Here is a 15745-nt window from a genome sequence, read left to right as displayed (position 1 = left end):
GTGTGGTTTTTAGCGGGCTCCAGGCCCGCTTTTTTTTCGTCTGGCTAAACGTCTGGTCCCGCTTTTTTAGCGGTTTTTCGCGGACGTTTCAGCTATCAAGTTGTCCCAGGAACACGATTCCGGCAAGGCGTCGCATGCGCTTGCGCGCGACGCCCTGCTGCGTTCAGATCACGCGGTTTTATCGGCGGTGATCTTCAACTCTTCGATCATCCGTTGGCGCATCACGAACTTCTGCACCTTGCCGGTGACCGTCATCGGAAGCTCGTCGACGAAGCGGATATGCTTCGGCACCTTGTAGTGCGCGATCTGGTCGCGACAGAATGCCTGCACCTCTTCCGCCGTGGCCTGCTCGCCCGGACGCAGCACGATCCACGCGCACACTTCCTCGCCGTACTTCAGGTCGGGCACGCCGAACACCTGCACGCTCTGGATCTTCGGATGACGAAACAGAAACTCCTCGATTTCGCGCGGGTAGATGTTTTCGCCGCCGCGAATCAGCATGTCCTTCAGACGGCCAACGATGTTGCAATAACCCTCGGCGTCGAGCGTCGCGAGATCGCCGGTGTGCATCCATCCCTCGACGATGCTTTCGTTCGTTTTGGCTTCATCGCCCCAGTAGCCCAGCATCACCGAGTAACCCTTTGTACACAGCTCACCGGTTTCGCCAACCGGCACCACGTTGCCGCTCGCGTCGACAAGCTTCACTTCGAGATGCGGCTGGATGCGGCCGACGGTTGTCGTGCGCTTGTCGAGCGGGTCGGCCGTCGAACTCTGGAACGAGACGGGGCTCGTTTCCGTCATGCCGTATGCGATGGTGATTTCACCGAGATGCATCTTCGACACCACTTTCTTCATCGTTTCGATCGGGCACGGCGAACCCGCCATGATGCCCGTGCGCAGGCGGCTCAGATCGAAGCGTGAGAATTCGGGATGGTCGAGTTCGGCGATGAACATCGTCGGCACGCCATGAAGCGCCGTGCATTGTTCCTCGGCGACCGCGGACAATGTCGCGAGCGGATCGAATCCCTCGCCGGGGAAAACCATGTTCGCGCCCACCGAAACACACGCGAGCACCGCCAGCACCATGCCGAAGCAGTGATACAACGGCACCGGAATGCACAGGCTGTCGTGCTCGCTCAGGCGCATGGCCATCGCGATGTAGCGCGCGTTGTTCACGACGTTGCTGTGCGTGAGCGTCGCGCCCTTCGGGTTGCCCGTCGTGCCGCTCGTGAACTGGATGTTGATCGGCTCATGCGCCGACAGCGTGGCGCCGATCGCGTCGAGCCTTGCGACGTCGAGTGAAGCGCGACCCTGCTCGATGACGTCGGAGAACGTCAGCATGCCGGGTGTTTCGGTGTCGCACATGCGGATCACATAACGCAGCTCCGGCAGACGTGCCGCGCACAGTTCGCCGGGCGCCTGCGTGGCCAGTTCGGGGGCGAGCTCCTGCAGCATCTCCAGATACATCGACGACTTGAAGCTGTGCGCGGAAACGATCGCCTTGCAACCCACCTTGTTCAGCGCGTATTCGAGTTCGGCCAGGCGGTACGCCGGGTTGATGTTGACGAGCACCGCGCCGATACGGGCCGTGGCGAACTGCGTCAACAGCCATTCGACGCGATTCGGCGACCAGATGCCGACACGGTCACCCTTCCCGATCCCCAACGTCAGCAGGCCGGCGGCGAGAATGTCGACTTCGTCGGAAAACTCCTTCCACGTCCAGCGGATGCGCTGCTCGCGGAACACCACTGCGGGACGGTCGGGAAAGCGGCGCGCCGTGTCCAGCAGAAACTCACCGACGGTTGCCTCGCTCAGCGCAATCTCCGTCGAGCCGCGGACGTACGACAGGTTGTCCTTCGGCTCGATAAGTGCGCCCTCGCCTCCAGTCTGGATTGCCATGGTGTCTGTCTCCGTGAGCGACGCGTCGTCGCCCGGTTGAAATGAATTTGAAACCGATTGTGCCACCGGCGGATGACCGCGCGGCATCAAGTGTTACCCGCAGCCTTGCTCTTGCCCCTGCCGCTTGCGGACTCCGGCGGCAAGAATCAACCTGCGATTCTGCTTACCTTTCCGTAAACGTCAAGTGAAGGATAAAAAAAGCAGCCACGAGGGGCTGCTTTTTTACTTCTACTGCGTGTCGCGTTGCGATCAGTGCTGACCGCGGAGCTTGCGCAGACGCTGGATCGCAGCGAGCTGAGCCGTCGCATACGCGAGTTCCGCTTGCGCGGTAGCGTATTCGAGGTTCGAACCCACGTTCTGCAGCGCCTCTTCAGCGCGCTTGCGCGCTTCTTCGGCCTTGGCTTCGTCGAGATCCTTGCCGCGGATTGCCGTGTCGGCAAGAACCGTCACTGCGCCCGGCTGGACCTCAAGAATGCCGCCGGCGACGAACACGAACTCTTCTTCGCCGTTTTCCGCCTCGATGCGCACCGCACCCGGACGAATCCGCGTGATGAGCGGCGTGTGGCCCGGCAGAATGCCCAGTTCACCCGCTTCGCCCGGCAGCGCGACGAATTTCGCCTGACCCGAGAAGATCTGCTCTTCCGCGCTGACGACGTCTACTTTGATAGTTGCCATGGTGTCGATTCCTGGTTGAGCGTAATGCGTTCGGCGCGGTCTTTACCGTGATACCCGCAAAACCCGCGCCTCGTTGCCTGCACTCAAGCCTTACTGGATCTTCTTGGCCTTTTCGAAGGCTTCGTCGATCGTGCCGACCATGTAGAACGCCTGCTCCGGCAGATGATCGCACTCACCTTCGACGATCATCTTGAAGCCGCGGATCGTTTCCTTCAGCGGCACGTACTTGCCCGGCGAGCCCGTGAACACTTCAGCGACGTGGAACGGCTGCGACAGGAAACGCTGGATCTTGCGAGCGCGCGCCACGGCAAGCTTGTCTTCCGGCGCCAGTTCGTCCATGCCCAGAATCGCGATAATGTCGCGCAGTTCCTTGTAGCGCTGCAGCGTTTGCTGCACGCCGCGCGTGATCGCGTAGTGCTCTTCGCCGATCACGTTCGGGTCGATCTGACGCGAGGTCGAATCGAGCGGGTCCACTGCCGGGTAGATACCCAGCGAAGCGATGTCACGCGACAGCACGACGGTTGCGTCAAGGTGGCCGAAGGTCGTAGCCGGCGACGGGTCGGTCAAGTCATCCGCAGGGACGTACACGGCCTGCACCGACGTGATCGAGCCGGTCTTGGTCGACGTAATACGCTCTTGCAGCTTGCCCATTTCTTCAGCGAGAGTAGGCTGATAGCCCACTGCCGACGGCATACGGCCGAGCAGTGCCGACACTTCCGTGCCTGCCAGCGTGAAACGGTAGATGTTGTCGACGAAGAACAGCACGTCGAGGCCTTCGTCACGGAAGTGCTCCGCCATCGTCAGGCCGGTCAGCGCAACGCGCAGACGGTTGCCCGGCGGCTCGTTCATCTGGCCGTACACCAGCGCGACCTTGTCGAGAACGTTCGAGTCCTTCATTTCGTGATAGAAGTCGTTCCCTTCGCGGGTACGCTCGCCAACACCCGCGAACACGGAGTAACCACCGTGTTCCTTCGCGATGTTGTTGATCAGTTCCATCATGTTCACGGTCTTGCCCACACCGGCGCCACCGAACAGGCCCACCTTGCCGCCCTTGGCGAACGGGCAGATCAGGTCGATAACCTTGATGCCGGTTTCGAGCAGTTCCGTCGAAGGCGACAGTTCGTCGAACGCCGGCGCCTTCTGGTGAATACCGCGAACCACGTCCGAATTGATCGGGCCGGCTTCGTCGATCGGGCGGCCCAGCACGTCCATGATCCGGCCGAGGGTCGGCTTGCCGACCGGCACGCTGATCGGCTTGCCGGTGTTCTTCACCGTCGTGCCGCGACGCAGACCGTCCGATGCACCCAGACAGATGGTGCGGACGACGCCGTCGCCCAGCTGCTGCTGGACTTCGAGGGTCAGTTCCGAACCTTCGAGAATGAGCGCGTCGTAAATCTTCGGCATGTCCGAACGCGGGAATTCCACGTCGATCACCGCGCCGATGCACTGTACGATCTTGCCTTCTACCAAAGCAGTAGTACTCATCGCTTTTCCTTTAGATACTCAATTCTTCACTCGCGCAAAGGCGCAGTTTCGATGGGGCTCGCCGTGAGGCGCCTGCCCGCGTTGACCATGACGGTCAAACCGCAGCGGCGCCACCGACGATTTCCGACAGTTCTTTCGTGATCGCTGCCTGACGGCTCTTGTTGTACACAAGCTGCAGTTCGTTGATGACCGTCTTCGCGTTGTCCGAAGCGGCCTTCATGGCGACCATCCGTGCCGACTGCTCCGACGCCATGTTTTCCGCGACGGCCTGATAGACCAGCGCTTCGACATAACGCACCAGCAGTTCGTCCACCACTGCCTGCGCGTCCGGCTCGTAGATGTAGTCCCACGAAGTCTTCGGCGTGGCGCTTTCGCCGTTCTCGTCCTTGCGCTCGAAGTCTTCCGCCGACAGCGGCAGCAGTTGCTCGATCACCGGCTCCTGCTTCATCGTGTTGATGAAGCGCGTGTACGCGAGGTACACCGCCGAAATCTTGCCTTCCGAGTACAGGTCGAGCTGCACCTTCACCGCGCCGATCAGCTTTTCAAGGTGCGGCGTGTCGCCCAGATGGACGACATTCGACACCACGTTCGCACGCAGACGGTTCAGGAAACCAAGACCCTTGGTACCGATCGCCGTTGCTTCGACCGACTTGCCGGCGGCTTCCAGATCCTTGAACTTCTGGAGCGAAGCGCGCAGCACGTTCGTGTTCATACCACCGCACAAGCCCTTGTCGGTCGTGACAAGGATGATGCCCGCCGTCTTCGCACCGTCATTCGACACCATGAACGGGTGACGATATTCCGGGTTCGCACGGCTCATGTGCGCAGCGATGTCGCGGACCTTGTCGGCGTACGGGCGAGCAGCGCGCATGCGCTCCTGAGCGCGGCGCATCTTCGATGCGGCCACCATCTCCATCGCTTTCGTGATCTTGCGCGTGTTTTGCACGCTCTTGATCTTGCCGCGAATTTCCTTCATTCCAGCCATTACTTGCTCCTTGTCGGCCCGAATTAGCGCTTCAGCGCTTACCCGGGTCCCATGCAAAGCGATCGAAGCAGCGCGGGTTCAGTTGCCTGCGGCCCGCGCCGCCTCAAGGTCCGTTTATGCCTTGCGGGTCCGCGGATCAGTAAGCGCCGGACTTCTTGAAGTCTTTGAGGGCCGTGTGCAGCAGGCCTTCGTCGTCCTTCGAGAGTTCCTTGGTGTCTTCGATGCGCTTGATCAGGTCAGCGTGCTTCGTCTTCAGGTATTCGCGCAGGCCCTTTTCGAACGGCAGCACTTGCGCAACTTCCAGGTCGTCGAGGTAGCCGTTGTTCGCGGCGAACAGCGCGATAGCCAGTTCCCACACCTGCAGCGGCTGATATTGCGGCTGCTTCAGCAGTTCCGTCACGCGGCGGCCGCGCTCCAGCTGCTTGCGGGTGGCTTCGTCGAGGTCCGATGCAAACTGCGCGAACGCAGCGAGTTCACGGTACTGCGCGAGGTCGGTACGGATACCGCCCGACAGCTTCTTCACGACCTTCGTCTGAGCCGCACCACCGACGCGCGACACCGACACGCCAGCGTTAATGGCCGGACGGATACCTGCGTTGAAAAGGTCGGTTTCGAGGAAGATCTGACCGTCGGTAATCGAAATCACGTTCGTCGGAACGAATGCGGTCACGTCGCCTGCCTGCGTTTCGATGACCGGCAGTGCCGTCAGCGAACCGCTCTTGCCCTTCACTTCGCCGTTCGTGAACTTCTCGACGTAGTCTTCCGACACGCGAGCAGCACGTTCCAGCAGACGCGAGTGCAGATAGAACACGTCACCCGGATAAGCTTCGCGGCCCGGCGGGCGGCGCAGCAGCAGCGAGATCTGACGATATGCCCATGCCTGCTTGGTCAAGTCGTCATAGACGATCAGCGCGTCCTGACCGCGGTCGCGGAAGTATTCGCCCATCGTGCAGCCGGCGTACGGTGCGAGGTACTGCATCGCAGCCGATTCCGAAGCCGAAGCGGCCACGACGATGGTGTATTCCATCGCGCCGGTTTCTTCGAGCTTGCGCACCACGTTCATGATCGACGAAGCCTTCTGGCCGATCGCGACGTAGATACAGAAAAGGTTCTTACCCTTCTGGTTGATGATCGCGTCGACAGCGACTGCGGTCTTGCCGCACTGGCGGTCGCCGATGATCAGCTCACGCTGGCCACGGCCAACCGGCACCATCGCGTCGATCGACTTCAGACCCGTTTGGACCGGCTCCGAAACCGACTTACGCCAGATCACGCCCGGAGCAATCTTTTCGATTGCGTCGGTCTTCTTTGCGTTGATCGGGCCCTTGCCGTCGATCGGGTTGCCGAGTGCGTCGACCACGCGGCCGAGCAGTTCCGGACCGACCGGCACTTCGAGAATGCGGCCCGTCGTCTTGACGATGTCGCCTTCCGAAATGTGTTCGTATTCACCCAGAATCACGGCGCCGACCGAGTCGCGCTCGAGGTTTAGCGCGAGACCGAAGGTGTTGCCCGGGAATTCGAGCATTTCGCCCTGCATCACTTCCGACAGGCCGTGAATACGCACGATACCGTCGGTCACGGAGATCACGGTGCCCTGGTTGCGAACGTCTGCGCTCGCTTCAAGGCCCTGGATCCGGCTCTTGATCAGCTCGCTGATCTCAGAGGGATTGAGTTGCATTATTCGCTCCTGATAGTCAATTCTGTTGCGTGCCAGCCGCTCAAGCGCGTTACGCGCTTCAGGCCGTCAGAGCCGTCTGCATGCTGGCAAGCCGCGCGCGGACCGAGGTATCGAGCACTTCGTCGCCGACCGTCACGCGCACGCCGCCGATCAGCGACGCGTCGGTTTCAACCGCCGGCTTCAGTTTGCGCTTGAACTTGCGTTCGAGACTTGCGACGAGGTCGTTCAACTGCGCGCCTTCGAGCGGAAATGCGCTGACGATCAGCACATCGGCCGCCCCTTCACGGGCGTTCTTCAGCGCTTCGAACTGCGTGGCGATTTCCGGCAGCAGCGTCAGACGATGATTGTCGACCAGCATCTGCACCAGATTCTTCGCCTGCGCGTTGTCCTTCAGCGGCGACTTCACCGCGGACAGCAGCAGTTCGCTGACCTGCGCGCGGCTTACTTTCGGGCTCGTGGCGACCGACAGCACTTCGGGCAGACGCGCAACCTGTGCCAGCTCCTGCACGAGCGTGGACCAGGCGGCGGTGTCACCAGCTTCGGCCACGCCAAACAGCGCTTCTGCGTACGGGCGGGCGATGGTTGCAAGTTCGGCCATGATCAGAGCTCGGCTTTCAGTTGATTCAGCAGGTCAGCGTGAGCTGCCTGGTCGACTTCGCGCTTCAGGATCTGTTCGGCGCCCTTCACAGCCAGTGCGGCGACTTCGCCACGCAGTGTTTCACGGGCCTTCACGACTTGCTGTTCAGCGTCAGCCTTGGCCTGCGCGATGATGCGGGCAGCTTCTGCCTGTGCCTGTGCCTTGATTTCGTCTGCGACTGATACTGCGCGCTTTTCTGCGTCAGCGATACGTTGCTGACCATCGTTGCGTGCCTGTGCCAGTTCCTGGTCGACGCGCTTGTGCGCGGCTTCGAGTTCAGCCTTGCCCTTTTCGGCAGCAGACAGACCGTCGGCAATCTTCTTGGAGCGCTCGTCGAGGGCGTTGATCAACGGCGGCCACACGAACTTCATCGTGAACCACGCGAGGATCAGGAACACGACCATTTGCGCAAACAGGGTTGCGTTGAGATTCACGGTGTTTCCTTAAACGTTGCGATGTCGGAAATTGAAACGGTAAGGCGCTCATCGACTTTCGTCCGATCAGCGCCCAGGTACCCGTTCCGCCCTGCGCCCTATCCGTTATAGATCAGGCGCAAACTTCCGAGGAACCTCAGCCTGCCAGCTTCGACAGCAGCGGGTTCGCGAACGCAAACAGCATTGCCACACCAACGCCAATCAGGAACGCCGCATCGATCAGACCAGCCAGCAGGAACATCTTGGTTTGCAGCGGGTTCATCAGTTCCGGCTGGCGGGCACATGCTTCGATGTACTTGCCGCCCATCAGGCCGATACCGATACAGGCGCCGATTGCACCCAGGCCGATGATGATGCCGATACCGATGGCGGTCAGACCCTGGATGTTGGCGATGAAAGCTTGCATGATCACTCCTTTGTGAAAAGTCTTTTGGAACTGGGATTTAATGAAACAAAACTAAAGCAATTCTTTTAATCGACGCGCCACGTTAGTGGGTGTCGTGAGCCTGGCCGATGTACACCAGCGTCAGCATCATGAAAATGAACGCCTGAAGCAGAACGATCAGAATGTGGAAGATCGACCACACCGTACCTGCGATCACGTGGCCGATGAAGCCGAGTACCGAGGCGTCCGCGCCGAAACCCCACATGCTGCCGAGCAGGGCGATCAGCAGGAACAGCAGCTCGCCGGCGTACATGTTGCCGAACAGCCGCATGCCGAGCGAAACCGTTTTCGCGACGAACTCGATGATGTTCAGTGCAAGGTTGGGAATCCACAGCAGCGGATGCGCACCGAACGGCGCGGACAGCAGTTCATGCACGAAACCGCCGGCGCCCTTGATCTTGAAGTTGTAGTAAATCATCAGCGCGAACACGCCGAGCGCGATGCCGAGCGTGCCGTTCAGGTCGGCGGTCGGGACGATGCGATGGTGCGGAATGACTTCCGAAAGGCCCAGCCAGCCGATCACGCGGCCCGGCAGGTCGACGGGGAGGAAGTCGAGCGAGTTCATCAGCGCGACCCAGACGAACACGGTCAGCGCGAGCGGCGCAATGAACGTGCGCGAGCCGTGAATCATCGATTTCGATTGATCCTCGACCATCTCGACCAGCATTTCGATCGCGCACTGAAAACGGCCGGGCACGCCGGACGTCGCCTTGCGGGCGGCGAAATGCAGGATCAGGATCGTAGCCAGACCGCAGACGATCGACCAGAACAGGGTGTCCAGATTCCAGACGTGAATGTCGAAAATCGACGTCTGGTGCGCGGTGGAAAAGTTCTGCAAGTGGTGCGCGATGTACTCGGACGGATCCAGAGCGCGCGTGCCTTCGCTAGCTGCCATATCGTTAATGCCACCCAAATTGTCGAAAATCTTTCCAGGCTGTTCCCGGCGCAACGCCATGTTGCGGGAACACGCCGGCGCGGATTCGTGTCGAACCCGCCTGCCTGTTGCTGACGCCGTGCGCCAGCCGTGTGTTCAGTGCCTCACCGCCAGGCAAGCGCGATCCAGTACGTCTTGAGAGCGACCAGGTAAGTCACGAGCAGCGGAATCCAGCGTACGTCGTGATACCAGAACGCGATAGCCACGAACATCGCAATCGTCGCCCCCATCTTGAGCGCCTCGCCGATCATCCAGCTCATGGACGTTTCGGCGCCGCTCAATGTTCTCAAACGTGCCGCGAAAATCGCACTCGGCACCCAGCAGATCGCTCCCCCCAGGAATGCAGACAGCGCAGCATCGCCCGGCGGCTTGTAAAACAGCCACCACAGCAGCGTTGCTCCCAGGGACAAAACCATTTGCGCCATCACAACCCGGAAAGGCGTGACGCGCGATGGACGACTCACGTCCGGACCAAACAGCTTCTCAGCTTCAGTCCGCGTAAGCGGAACGATATTGTTATCTTGCTGCTCAACATCCCACGCTTCGTCATGCGTTGCGTGCTGCCCCGAAGACCCGGATGCGGCATGCGTTGCGCGGTGTTCGTCGTGCCCTTCGTGGGGCGCCTGATCCGACGATTGAGCCGCCATCGCAGTGTTCCGTAAAGTCTTGTTCAGCCCGCGAGCTTACGCACCGCTTACGGGGTTGCCTGGCAAATAAATCCGGGCGATTGTAAGCGATAGTTGCAGGCAATTCAAGACTTTACGTCGACCAATAACCTGCATGAAACGCGCCTTCATCATGCGGGAAATGGCTGTCTACTGCGGGAGACACGACAACTGTAAGGCGGCCGGGGTGCCCCCGGACCAGAGGTGTCCGGAACGGTCGGATACGACGCTCCAGCGCCCGCCAGAACGCTCTGGCAGCCGTCTCATAAATGCAACAGAAGGCCCGCGCCGATTGCTCCGCCGACGATCCAGAACGGGATCGAGAAAAGGTGAAATTGCAGCCACATTCCGCGCTCGTTTGAAAGACGCACGGCAATCAGATTGGCGAGCGATCCGATCGCGATGCCAAAGCCGCCGACGCTGACACCGAACGCCAGCGCGCGCCAGTCTTTCGTGAATTCGGCGAGCATGATCGCGGCCGGCACGTTGCTGATGCCCTGTGACAGGATTGCGCCGGCGGCGTACGCATGCAGCGGCGAACCGCCGATATCGAAGCGGCCGATCATCTCGCGTATCCACGGTAGCGCGGCGACGCTGCGCAGCACGATGAACATGAACACGAAGATCAGCAGCAGCGCCCAGTCGATCTGCAACACGACCCTGGGACGCCACAGCAGGAAGCCCAGCCCGATGCCCGCGAGGCCGATAGCGGCGTGATGCGCGTCCGCCAGCAGCACGAAAGCGACGAACAGCACGGCCGCGACGCTCACGAGGGGCCGATCTACCGGATGCGGCTCGGTGTCCTTCGAGAAATCGAGCGCCTTGTCGCGGAAAAAGACAGCGGCCAGCAGATACAGCACAACCATCAACGCGACGCAAAGCGGCGTCAACGCCAGTACGAACGCGCCGAACGACACACCGCTTGTCTGCCAGAGAAACAGGTTCTGCGGGTTGCCAAACGGCGTCAGGATAGAACCGGCATTGACCGCCAGCGCGATAAAAATCACGAGCCGTTTGAGCGGCAGCGGCGTCAGCTTGTGCAACGACAATGCAAGCGGGACGACGACGAACAACGCGACGTCATTCGTGAGCAGTGTGGAAAGCGCGGCGGCAAGACCGACCACCAGAAACGCAAGGCCGCGCTCCGAATGAATGCGATGCACGACGCGGTGCGCCATCCAGAGCAGGAATCCTGATAATTCGACGGCCTTCGTCAATATCAGGAGTCCAGCGAGCGTCAGCACGGTCTGCCAGTCGATGAGCGCCGGCAACGAAGCCCATGGTCGCGGATGCAGCCACTGAAGAACGATCAGCGCGACGACGAGAACCGACAGAACCGGTTCTTTCGTCGCGAACGCAAACACTTCACGGATGATGCTTCGGGACGCCTTTGGCGTGCGTTCTGCCACGGGCACGATCGCGCGTGCTCAGGCGGTGGTCGTGGTACCGCGCAGTCGCGCGAGAATGCCTTCCAGTGCGTCGAGGTCGCCGAAATCGACGAGCACCTGCCCTCGCCCACGCCGGCCGAGCTTGATCTTCACCGTCGCGGCCAGCAGGTCGGAAAGTTCTTCCTCGAGGCGCCGGGTATCGCGTCCGCCGTCGTGACCCACACGTGCTTTCACAGCCGGCGCAGCTTTGGTCGTGGCGGTCACGAGCTTTTCGGTCTCGCGAACCGACATGCGCTTGTTGACCACCTGGTTTGCAAGCGTGATCTGCGTCGCGGCGTCGACGGCGAGCAGCGCACGCGCGTGCCCCATGTCGAGATCGCCCGCGAGCAGCATCGTCTGAACGGGCGACGCCAGATTCAGCAGACGTAGCAGGTTCGACACGGCGCTACGCGAGCGTCCCACGGATTCCGCAGCCTGCTCATGCGTGAAGTGGAATTCGTCGAGCAGGCGCTGGATGCCCTGTGCTTCTTCAAGCGGATTCAGGTCTTCGCGCTGGATGTTCTCGATCAGCGCCATGGCGGCGGCGGTCTGATCGGGCACGTCCTTCACGAGCACCGGCACTTCGTCGAGCCCGGCCAGACGCGCCGCACGGAAACGACGCTCGCCCGCGATGATCTCGTACATATCCGCGGACACCGGACGCACCAGGATCGGCTGCATCACGCCCTGTGTACGGATGCTGGCGGCCAGTTCCTGCAGCGCGCCCTCGTCCATCCGCGTGCGCGGCTGGTACCTGCCGGCCTGTAACTTGCCGAGCGGTAACACGTTGGGCGCGCCGTCGATCTTCACCGCCTCGGTGATGTCCGTGCTGCCGCCGAGCAGCGCCTCGAGTCCACGGCCCAATCCCTTCTTTCTTGCTACTGCGTTCATCGTGCTTCCTCGATCCGCCTTGAGTGCTGTCTTGAGGGTCGCCTTGCTGGCCACCCTGTTCTTCACGCCGGGCTCCGTCGCCGCGCGTTACAGCGCGCGAACCCGTTCAATCATTTCCGCGCCGAACTGGACGTAAGCCTGCGCGCCGCGCGACGCCCGGTCGAAAACCACGCCCGGCAAACCGTAGCTCGGCGCTTCGGCCAGACGGACGTTGCGCGGGATCACCACGTCGAATACCTTGTCGCCGAAATGCGCTTTCAACTGGTCGGAAACCTGCTGCTGCAGCGTGATGCGAGGATCGAACATGACGCGCAGCAGGCCGATTACCTTGAGGTCTCGGTTCAGGTTCGCATGCACCTGTTTGATCGTCGCCACGAGGTCAGAAAGCCCCTCCAGCGCGAAGTATTCGCACTGCATCGGGATTACGACGCCATGTGCCGCGCACAGGCCGTTGAGCGTCAGCAGCGAGAGCGCCGGCGGACAGTCGATCAGCACAAAGTCGTAATCTTCCGCGACGACTGCGAGGGCGTCCTTCAACTGGCGCTCGCGATTGTTGACGCTGACCAGTTCGACCTCGGCGCCCGCGAGCTCGCGGTTGGCCGGTAATACATCATACGAAACGCCTTCGGGCTTGACGCGCGCATCCGCGACGGTCACGCCGTCGACCAGCACTTCGTAGACGGTGTTTTCACACGCGGCCTTGTCGACGCCGCTACCCATCGTGGCATTGCCCTGCGGATCCAGATCGATGAGCAGGACCCGCTGTCCCTGCGATGCGAGGCTCGCGGCGAGATTGACTGCTGTCGTCGTCTTCCCGACGCCGCCCTTCTGGTTCGCAACGCAGAAGATTTTTGCCATCGTTGGTGTGTCCCTTTTTGCTGCTTTTAAATGATTGGTGTTGGGTCGATCCGGCGCCGATCAGGTATCGATCGTGACTTCGATCAGATGCCGCTCCGCGTCGAGCGATGGCACCTTGAGCCGGATAATTTGCTGTACATGTGAGCCTTGCGGCAACCGCTCGATCTCGCCGTCAGGTCGAATACCCTTCATCGCCCAGATCGCACCGCGCTCCGCGACGAGATGACGGGCCAGTGTAACGAAATCCGAGAGCTCTGCGAACGCACGCGAGACGATTACATCGAATTTAGCCGGCACTTCGACGCCCGGCCGCAAGGTTTCAACACGGCCCGTCACCACCGACAGATTGGCGAGCCCCAGTTCAGCCTTGGCCTGCGACTGGAACGCGGTCTTCTTGTGAACGATGTCGTTCAGCGTGACGGTCCAGTCCGGCAGGACGATGGCGAGCACGATACCGGGAAGCCCGCCACCGGAACCCACGTCGAGTACCGACGACGCTCCGCGCGACGCGAGATGCGGCACGATCGATAGCGAATCGAGAATGTGCTGGATCAGCATCTGCCTGGGATCGCGGATGGCGGTCAGGTTGTACACCGCGTTCCACTTTGCCAGCAGCGCGACGTAATCAAGCAGCTTGCCGAGTTGAGACTCGCTCAAATCGAGACCGAGTTCGCCCACGCCTTCATGCAACAACGTCGACAGCGATTCCCGGCTACCCGCTATGCTGGCGCTCCTCTGCCCTGCCGTCATTGGATCACCGGCTTGCTGTCGGCGCCGTTGTCCGCGACCTTTGAAGACCGACGGCCGAGGCCTCGCTTCAGATGCACCATGAGCAGTGAGATTGCAGCAGGCGTGATGCCGGAAATCCGCGATGCCTGGCCGATCGTCTCTGGGCGGAACTGCGTCAGCTTTTGGCGTGCTTCGAACGACAGGCCGCGAACTTCCGCGTAGTCCAACCCTTCGGGAAGTCGCGTGCTTTCGTGGGCTTCGTTACGTTCGATTTCGTCTGCCTGACGCTCGATATAGCCCTGATACTTCACGCCGATTTCGATCTGCTCCTTGATTTGCGTGAGCAGGACGGCATCGTCAGCCAGGATTTCGGTCGGACCGCATGTACCGTCTAGCAGGCCGCAAATACCGTCATAACTCACGCCTGGTCGGCGCAGCAGGTCGGCCAGACTGTATTCGTGGTCGATTGGCTTTCCGAGTAGCGCCGTGGCCTCTTCGACCGATAACGTCTTAGGATTGACCCAGGTTGTGCGCAGGCGCTCTGTTTCACGTGAAACAGCGTCGCGCTTGCGATTGAATGCGTCCCACCGGACGTCATCCACCACGCCAATCTCGCGACCCATTTCGGTCAGACGCATATCCGCGTTGTCTTCGCGCAGGCTGAGGCGATATTCGGCGCGACTCGTGAACATACGGTACGGCTCGGACACGCCACGCGTCACCAGATCGTCGACAAGAACGCCAAGGTATGCCTGATCCCGGCGCGGACACCACGCTTCCCTGCCCTGAACCTGCAAGCCGGCATTGACACCTGCAAGCAGACCCTGTGCAGCCGCCTCTTCGTAGCCGGTCGTACCATTGATCTGCCCGGCGAAGAACAAACCGTCGATCACCTTGGTTTCCAGCGATGCCTTCAGGCCACGCGGATCGAAATAGTCGTACTCGATCGCATAGCCTGGACGCAGGATGTGCGCATGCTCCAGCCCGCGCATCGAGCGAACCAGTTCCAGCTGTACATCAAACGGAAGGCTGGTCGAGATACCGTTTGGATAGAACTCGTTCGTCGTCAGCCCTTCTGGTTCCAGAAAGATCTGGTGCGATTCCTTGGATGCGAACCGGTGAATCTTGTCTTCAATCGACGGACAATAACGCGGCCCGACGCCTTCGATCACGCCCGTGTACATCGGCGAGCGGTCGAGGCCGCTGCGAATAATGTCATGGGTGCGCTCGTTGGTATGCGTGACCCAGCACGGAACCTGGCGCGGATGTTGTTCAACGCGCCCGAGAAACGAAAACACCGGTACTGGATCCAGATCGCCCGGTTGCTCTTCGAGCACCGAAAAATCGATTGTGCGACCGTCAATGCGCGGCGGCGTACCGGTTTTGAGGCGCCCCTGCGGCAGCTTCAACTCCTTGAGGCGCGCCGATAGCGACACCGCGGCGGGATCCCCCGCGCGGCCGCCGGTGTAATTGTTCAACCCAACGTGGATCTTGCCGTCGAGGAACGTCCCGGCCGTCAGCACGACGGCCCGCGAACGGAAGCGGATTCCGACCTGCGTCACCGCGCCCACGACACGATTGCCCTCCACCATCAGATCGTCGACTGCCTGCTGGAACAGCCACAGATTCGGCTGATTCTCCAGACGATGCCGGATCGCCTGCTTGTACAGCAGCCGATCCGCCTGCGCGCGCGTCGCCCGCACGGCGGGGCCCTTGGACGAGTTGAGGATACGGAACTGAATGCCGCCTTCATCCGTGGCCGCGGCCATCGCGCCGCCAAGCGCGTCGATTTCTTTGACCAGATGGCCTTTGCCAATGCCGCCAATCGACGGATTGCAGCTCATCTGCCCGAGGGTCTCGATGTTGTGCGTCAGTAGCAGCGTTTTCGCGCCCATGCGCGCGGACGCCAAAGCGGCTTCGGTGCCGGCATGACCGCCACCGACGACGATAACGTCAAATTCTGAGGGGAAAAGCATCGTGGATCTCACGCCGGATACGTCGCG

At 61.1% G+C, this 15745-nt stretch carries 15 protein-coding genes; all 15 read right to left on the bottom strand.

From position 1 onward, the window contains the following. Nucleotides 1–168 precede the first annotated feature (168 nt). Nucleotides 169–1899 carry an AMP-binding protein gene (locus tag BLV45_RS16830; protein WP_090535292.1) on the bottom strand — a complete coding sequence of 577 codons (1731 nt, stop codon included), beginning with the start codon at nt 1897–1899 and terminating at the stop codon, nt 169–171. Nucleotides 1900–2148: 249 nt separating this feature from the next. Beyond that, entirely contained in the window at nt 2149–2574 is a 426-nt protein-coding gene (locus tag BLV45_RS16825) for a F0F1 ATP synthase subunit epsilon (RefSeq protein ID WP_090535091.1), read from the bottom strand. A 90-nt stretch (nt 2575–2664) separates the two neighbouring features. Then, nucleotides 2665–4059 (bottom strand): F0F1 ATP synthase subunit beta, encoded by a 1395-nt coding sequence (gene atpD, locus BLV45_RS16820; RefSeq protein WP_074281813.1) that lies wholly within the window; start codon nt 4057–4059, stop codon nt 2665–2667. 94 nt (nt 4060–4153) lie between these two features. Next, on the bottom strand, nt 4154–5044 hold the full coding sequence (gene atpG, locus BLV45_RS16815) for a F0F1 ATP synthase subunit gamma (protein WP_090535090.1): 891 nt from the start codon (nt 5042–5044) through the stop codon (nt 4154–4156). A 136-nt stretch (nt 5045–5180) separates the two neighbouring features. Further along, on the bottom strand, nt 5181–6722 hold the full coding sequence (gene atpA / locus BLV45_RS16810) for a F0F1 ATP synthase subunit alpha (protein WP_090535089.1): 1542 nt from the start codon (nt 6720–6722) through the stop codon (nt 5181–5183). A 58-nt stretch (nt 6723–6780) separates the two neighbouring features. Continuing rightward, entirely contained in the window at nt 6781–7320 is a 540-nt protein-coding gene (locus BLV45_RS16805; protein ID WP_090535088.1) for a F0F1 ATP synthase subunit delta, read from the bottom strand. Nucleotides 7321–7322: 2 nt separating this feature from the next. Then, nucleotides 7323–7793 (bottom strand): F0F1 ATP synthase subunit B, encoded by a 471-nt coding sequence (locus BLV45_RS16800; RefSeq protein WP_090535087.1) that lies wholly within the window; start codon nt 7791–7793, stop codon nt 7323–7325. Nucleotides 7794–7929: 136 nt separating this feature from the next. Further along, nucleotides 7930–8199, bottom strand: coding sequence for a F0F1 ATP synthase subunit C (gene atpE, locus BLV45_RS16795; protein WP_007180033.1), 270 nt, complete (start codon nt 8197–8199; stop codon nt 7930–7932). 82 nt (nt 8200–8281) lie between these two features. Beyond that, nucleotides 8282–9133, bottom strand: coding sequence for a F0F1 ATP synthase subunit A (atpB, locus tag BLV45_RS16790; RefSeq protein WP_090535291.1), 852 nt, complete (start codon nt 9131–9133; stop codon nt 8282–8284). Between the two features lie 143 nt (nt 9134–9276). Next, the gene (locus tag BLV45_RS16785) at nt 9277–9819 is read right to left on the bottom strand and encodes an ATP synthase subunit I (RefSeq protein WP_090535086.1); all 543 of its coding nucleotides are present in this window, start codon (nt 9817–9819) and stop codon (nt 9277–9279) included. Between the two features lie 281 nt (nt 9820–10100). Beyond that, complete coding sequence (locus BLV45_RS16780) at nt 10101–11246, bottom strand: SLC13 family permease (protein WP_407671025.1); 1146 nt, start codon at nt 11244–11246, stop codon at nt 10101–10103. 18 nt (nt 11247–11264) lie between these two features. Beyond that, nucleotides 11265–12155 (bottom strand): ParB/RepB/Spo0J family partition protein, encoded by an 891-nt coding sequence (locus BLV45_RS16775; protein WP_090535084.1) that lies wholly within the window; start codon nt 12153–12155, stop codon nt 11265–11267. 87 nt (nt 12156–12242) lie between these two features. After that, complete coding sequence (locus tag BLV45_RS16770) at nt 12243–13013, bottom strand: ParA family protein (RefSeq protein WP_090535083.1); 771 nt, start codon at nt 13011–13013, stop codon at nt 12243–12245. A gap of 60 nt (nt 13014–13073) precedes the next feature. After that, entirely contained in the window at nt 13074–13763 is a 690-nt protein-coding gene (gene rsmG / locus BLV45_RS16765) for a 16S rRNA (guanine(527)-N(7))-methyltransferase RsmG (RefSeq protein ID WP_090535082.1), read from the bottom strand. Next, complete coding sequence (gene mnmG, locus BLV45_RS16760; protein ID WP_090535081.1) at nt 13760–15718, bottom strand: tRNA uridine-5-carboxymethylaminomethyl(34) synthesis enzyme MnmG; 1959 nt, start codon at nt 15716–15718, stop codon at nt 13760–13762. Before mnmG ends, rsmG begins: the two co-directional genes overlap by 4 nt. Nucleotides 15719–15745 lie beyond the last annotated feature (27 nt).

It is taken from the genome of Paraburkholderia sartisoli, assembly GCF_900107685.1.
GTDB lineage: Bacteria > Pseudomonadota > Gammaproteobacteria > Burkholderiales > Burkholderiaceae > Paraburkholderia > Paraburkholderia sartisoli.
This window is presented reverse-complemented; position numbering and strand designations above follow the sequence as displayed.

Excerpts from the sequence above, each read along its gene's own strand:
- atpA (WP_090535089.1), bottom strand. The coding sequence starts at position 6,722 with ATGCAACTCAATCCCTCTGAGATCAGCGAGCTGATCAAGAGCCGGATC.
- BLV45_RS16785 (WP_090535086.1), bottom strand. The coding sequence starts at position 9,819 with ATGGCGGCTCAATCGTCGGATCAGGCGCCCCACGAAGGGCACGACGAA.
- BLV45_RS16775 (WP_090535084.1), bottom strand. The coding sequence starts at position 12,155 with ATGAACGCAGTAGCAAGAAAGAAGGGATTGGGCCGTGGACTCGAGGCG.
- BLV45_RS16805 (WP_090535088.1), bottom strand. The coding sequence starts at position 7,320 with ATGGCCGAACTTGCAACCATCGCCCGCCCGTACGCAGAAGCGCTGTTT.
- atpG (WP_090535090.1), bottom strand. The coding sequence starts at position 5,044 with ATGGCTGGAATGAAGGAAATTCGCGGCAAGATCAAGAGCGTGCAAAAC.
- BLV45_RS16770 (WP_090535083.1), bottom strand. The coding sequence starts at position 13,013 with ATGGCAAAAATCTTCTGCGTTGCGAACCAGAAGGGCGGCGTCGGGAAG.
- atpE (WP_007180033.1), bottom strand. The coding sequence starts at position 8,199 with ATGCAAGCTTTCATCGCCAACATCCAGGGTCTGACCGCCATCGGTATC.
- BLV45_RS16825 (WP_090535091.1), bottom strand. The coding sequence starts at position 2,574 with ATGGCAACTATCAAAGTAGACGTCGTCAGCGCGGAAGAGCAGATCTTC.
- rsmG (WP_090535082.1), bottom strand. The coding sequence starts at position 13,763 with ATGACGGCAGGGCAGAGGAGCGCCAGCATAGCGGGTAGCCGGGAATCG.
- atpD (WP_074281813.1), bottom strand. The coding sequence starts at position 4,059 with ATGAGTACTACTGCTTTGGTAGAAGGCAAGATCGTACAGTGCATCGGC.
- atpB (WP_090535291.1), bottom strand. The coding sequence starts at position 9,133 with ATGGCAGCTAGCGAAGGCACGCGCGCTCTGGATCCGTCCGAGTACATC.
- mnmG (WP_090535081.1), bottom strand. The coding sequence starts at position 15,718 with ATGCTTTTCCCCTCAGAATTTGACGTTATCGTCGTCGGTGGCGGTCAT.
- BLV45_RS16830 (WP_090535292.1), bottom strand. The coding sequence starts at position 1,899 with ATGGCAATCCAGACTGGAGGCGAGGGCGCACTTATCGAGCCGAAGGAC.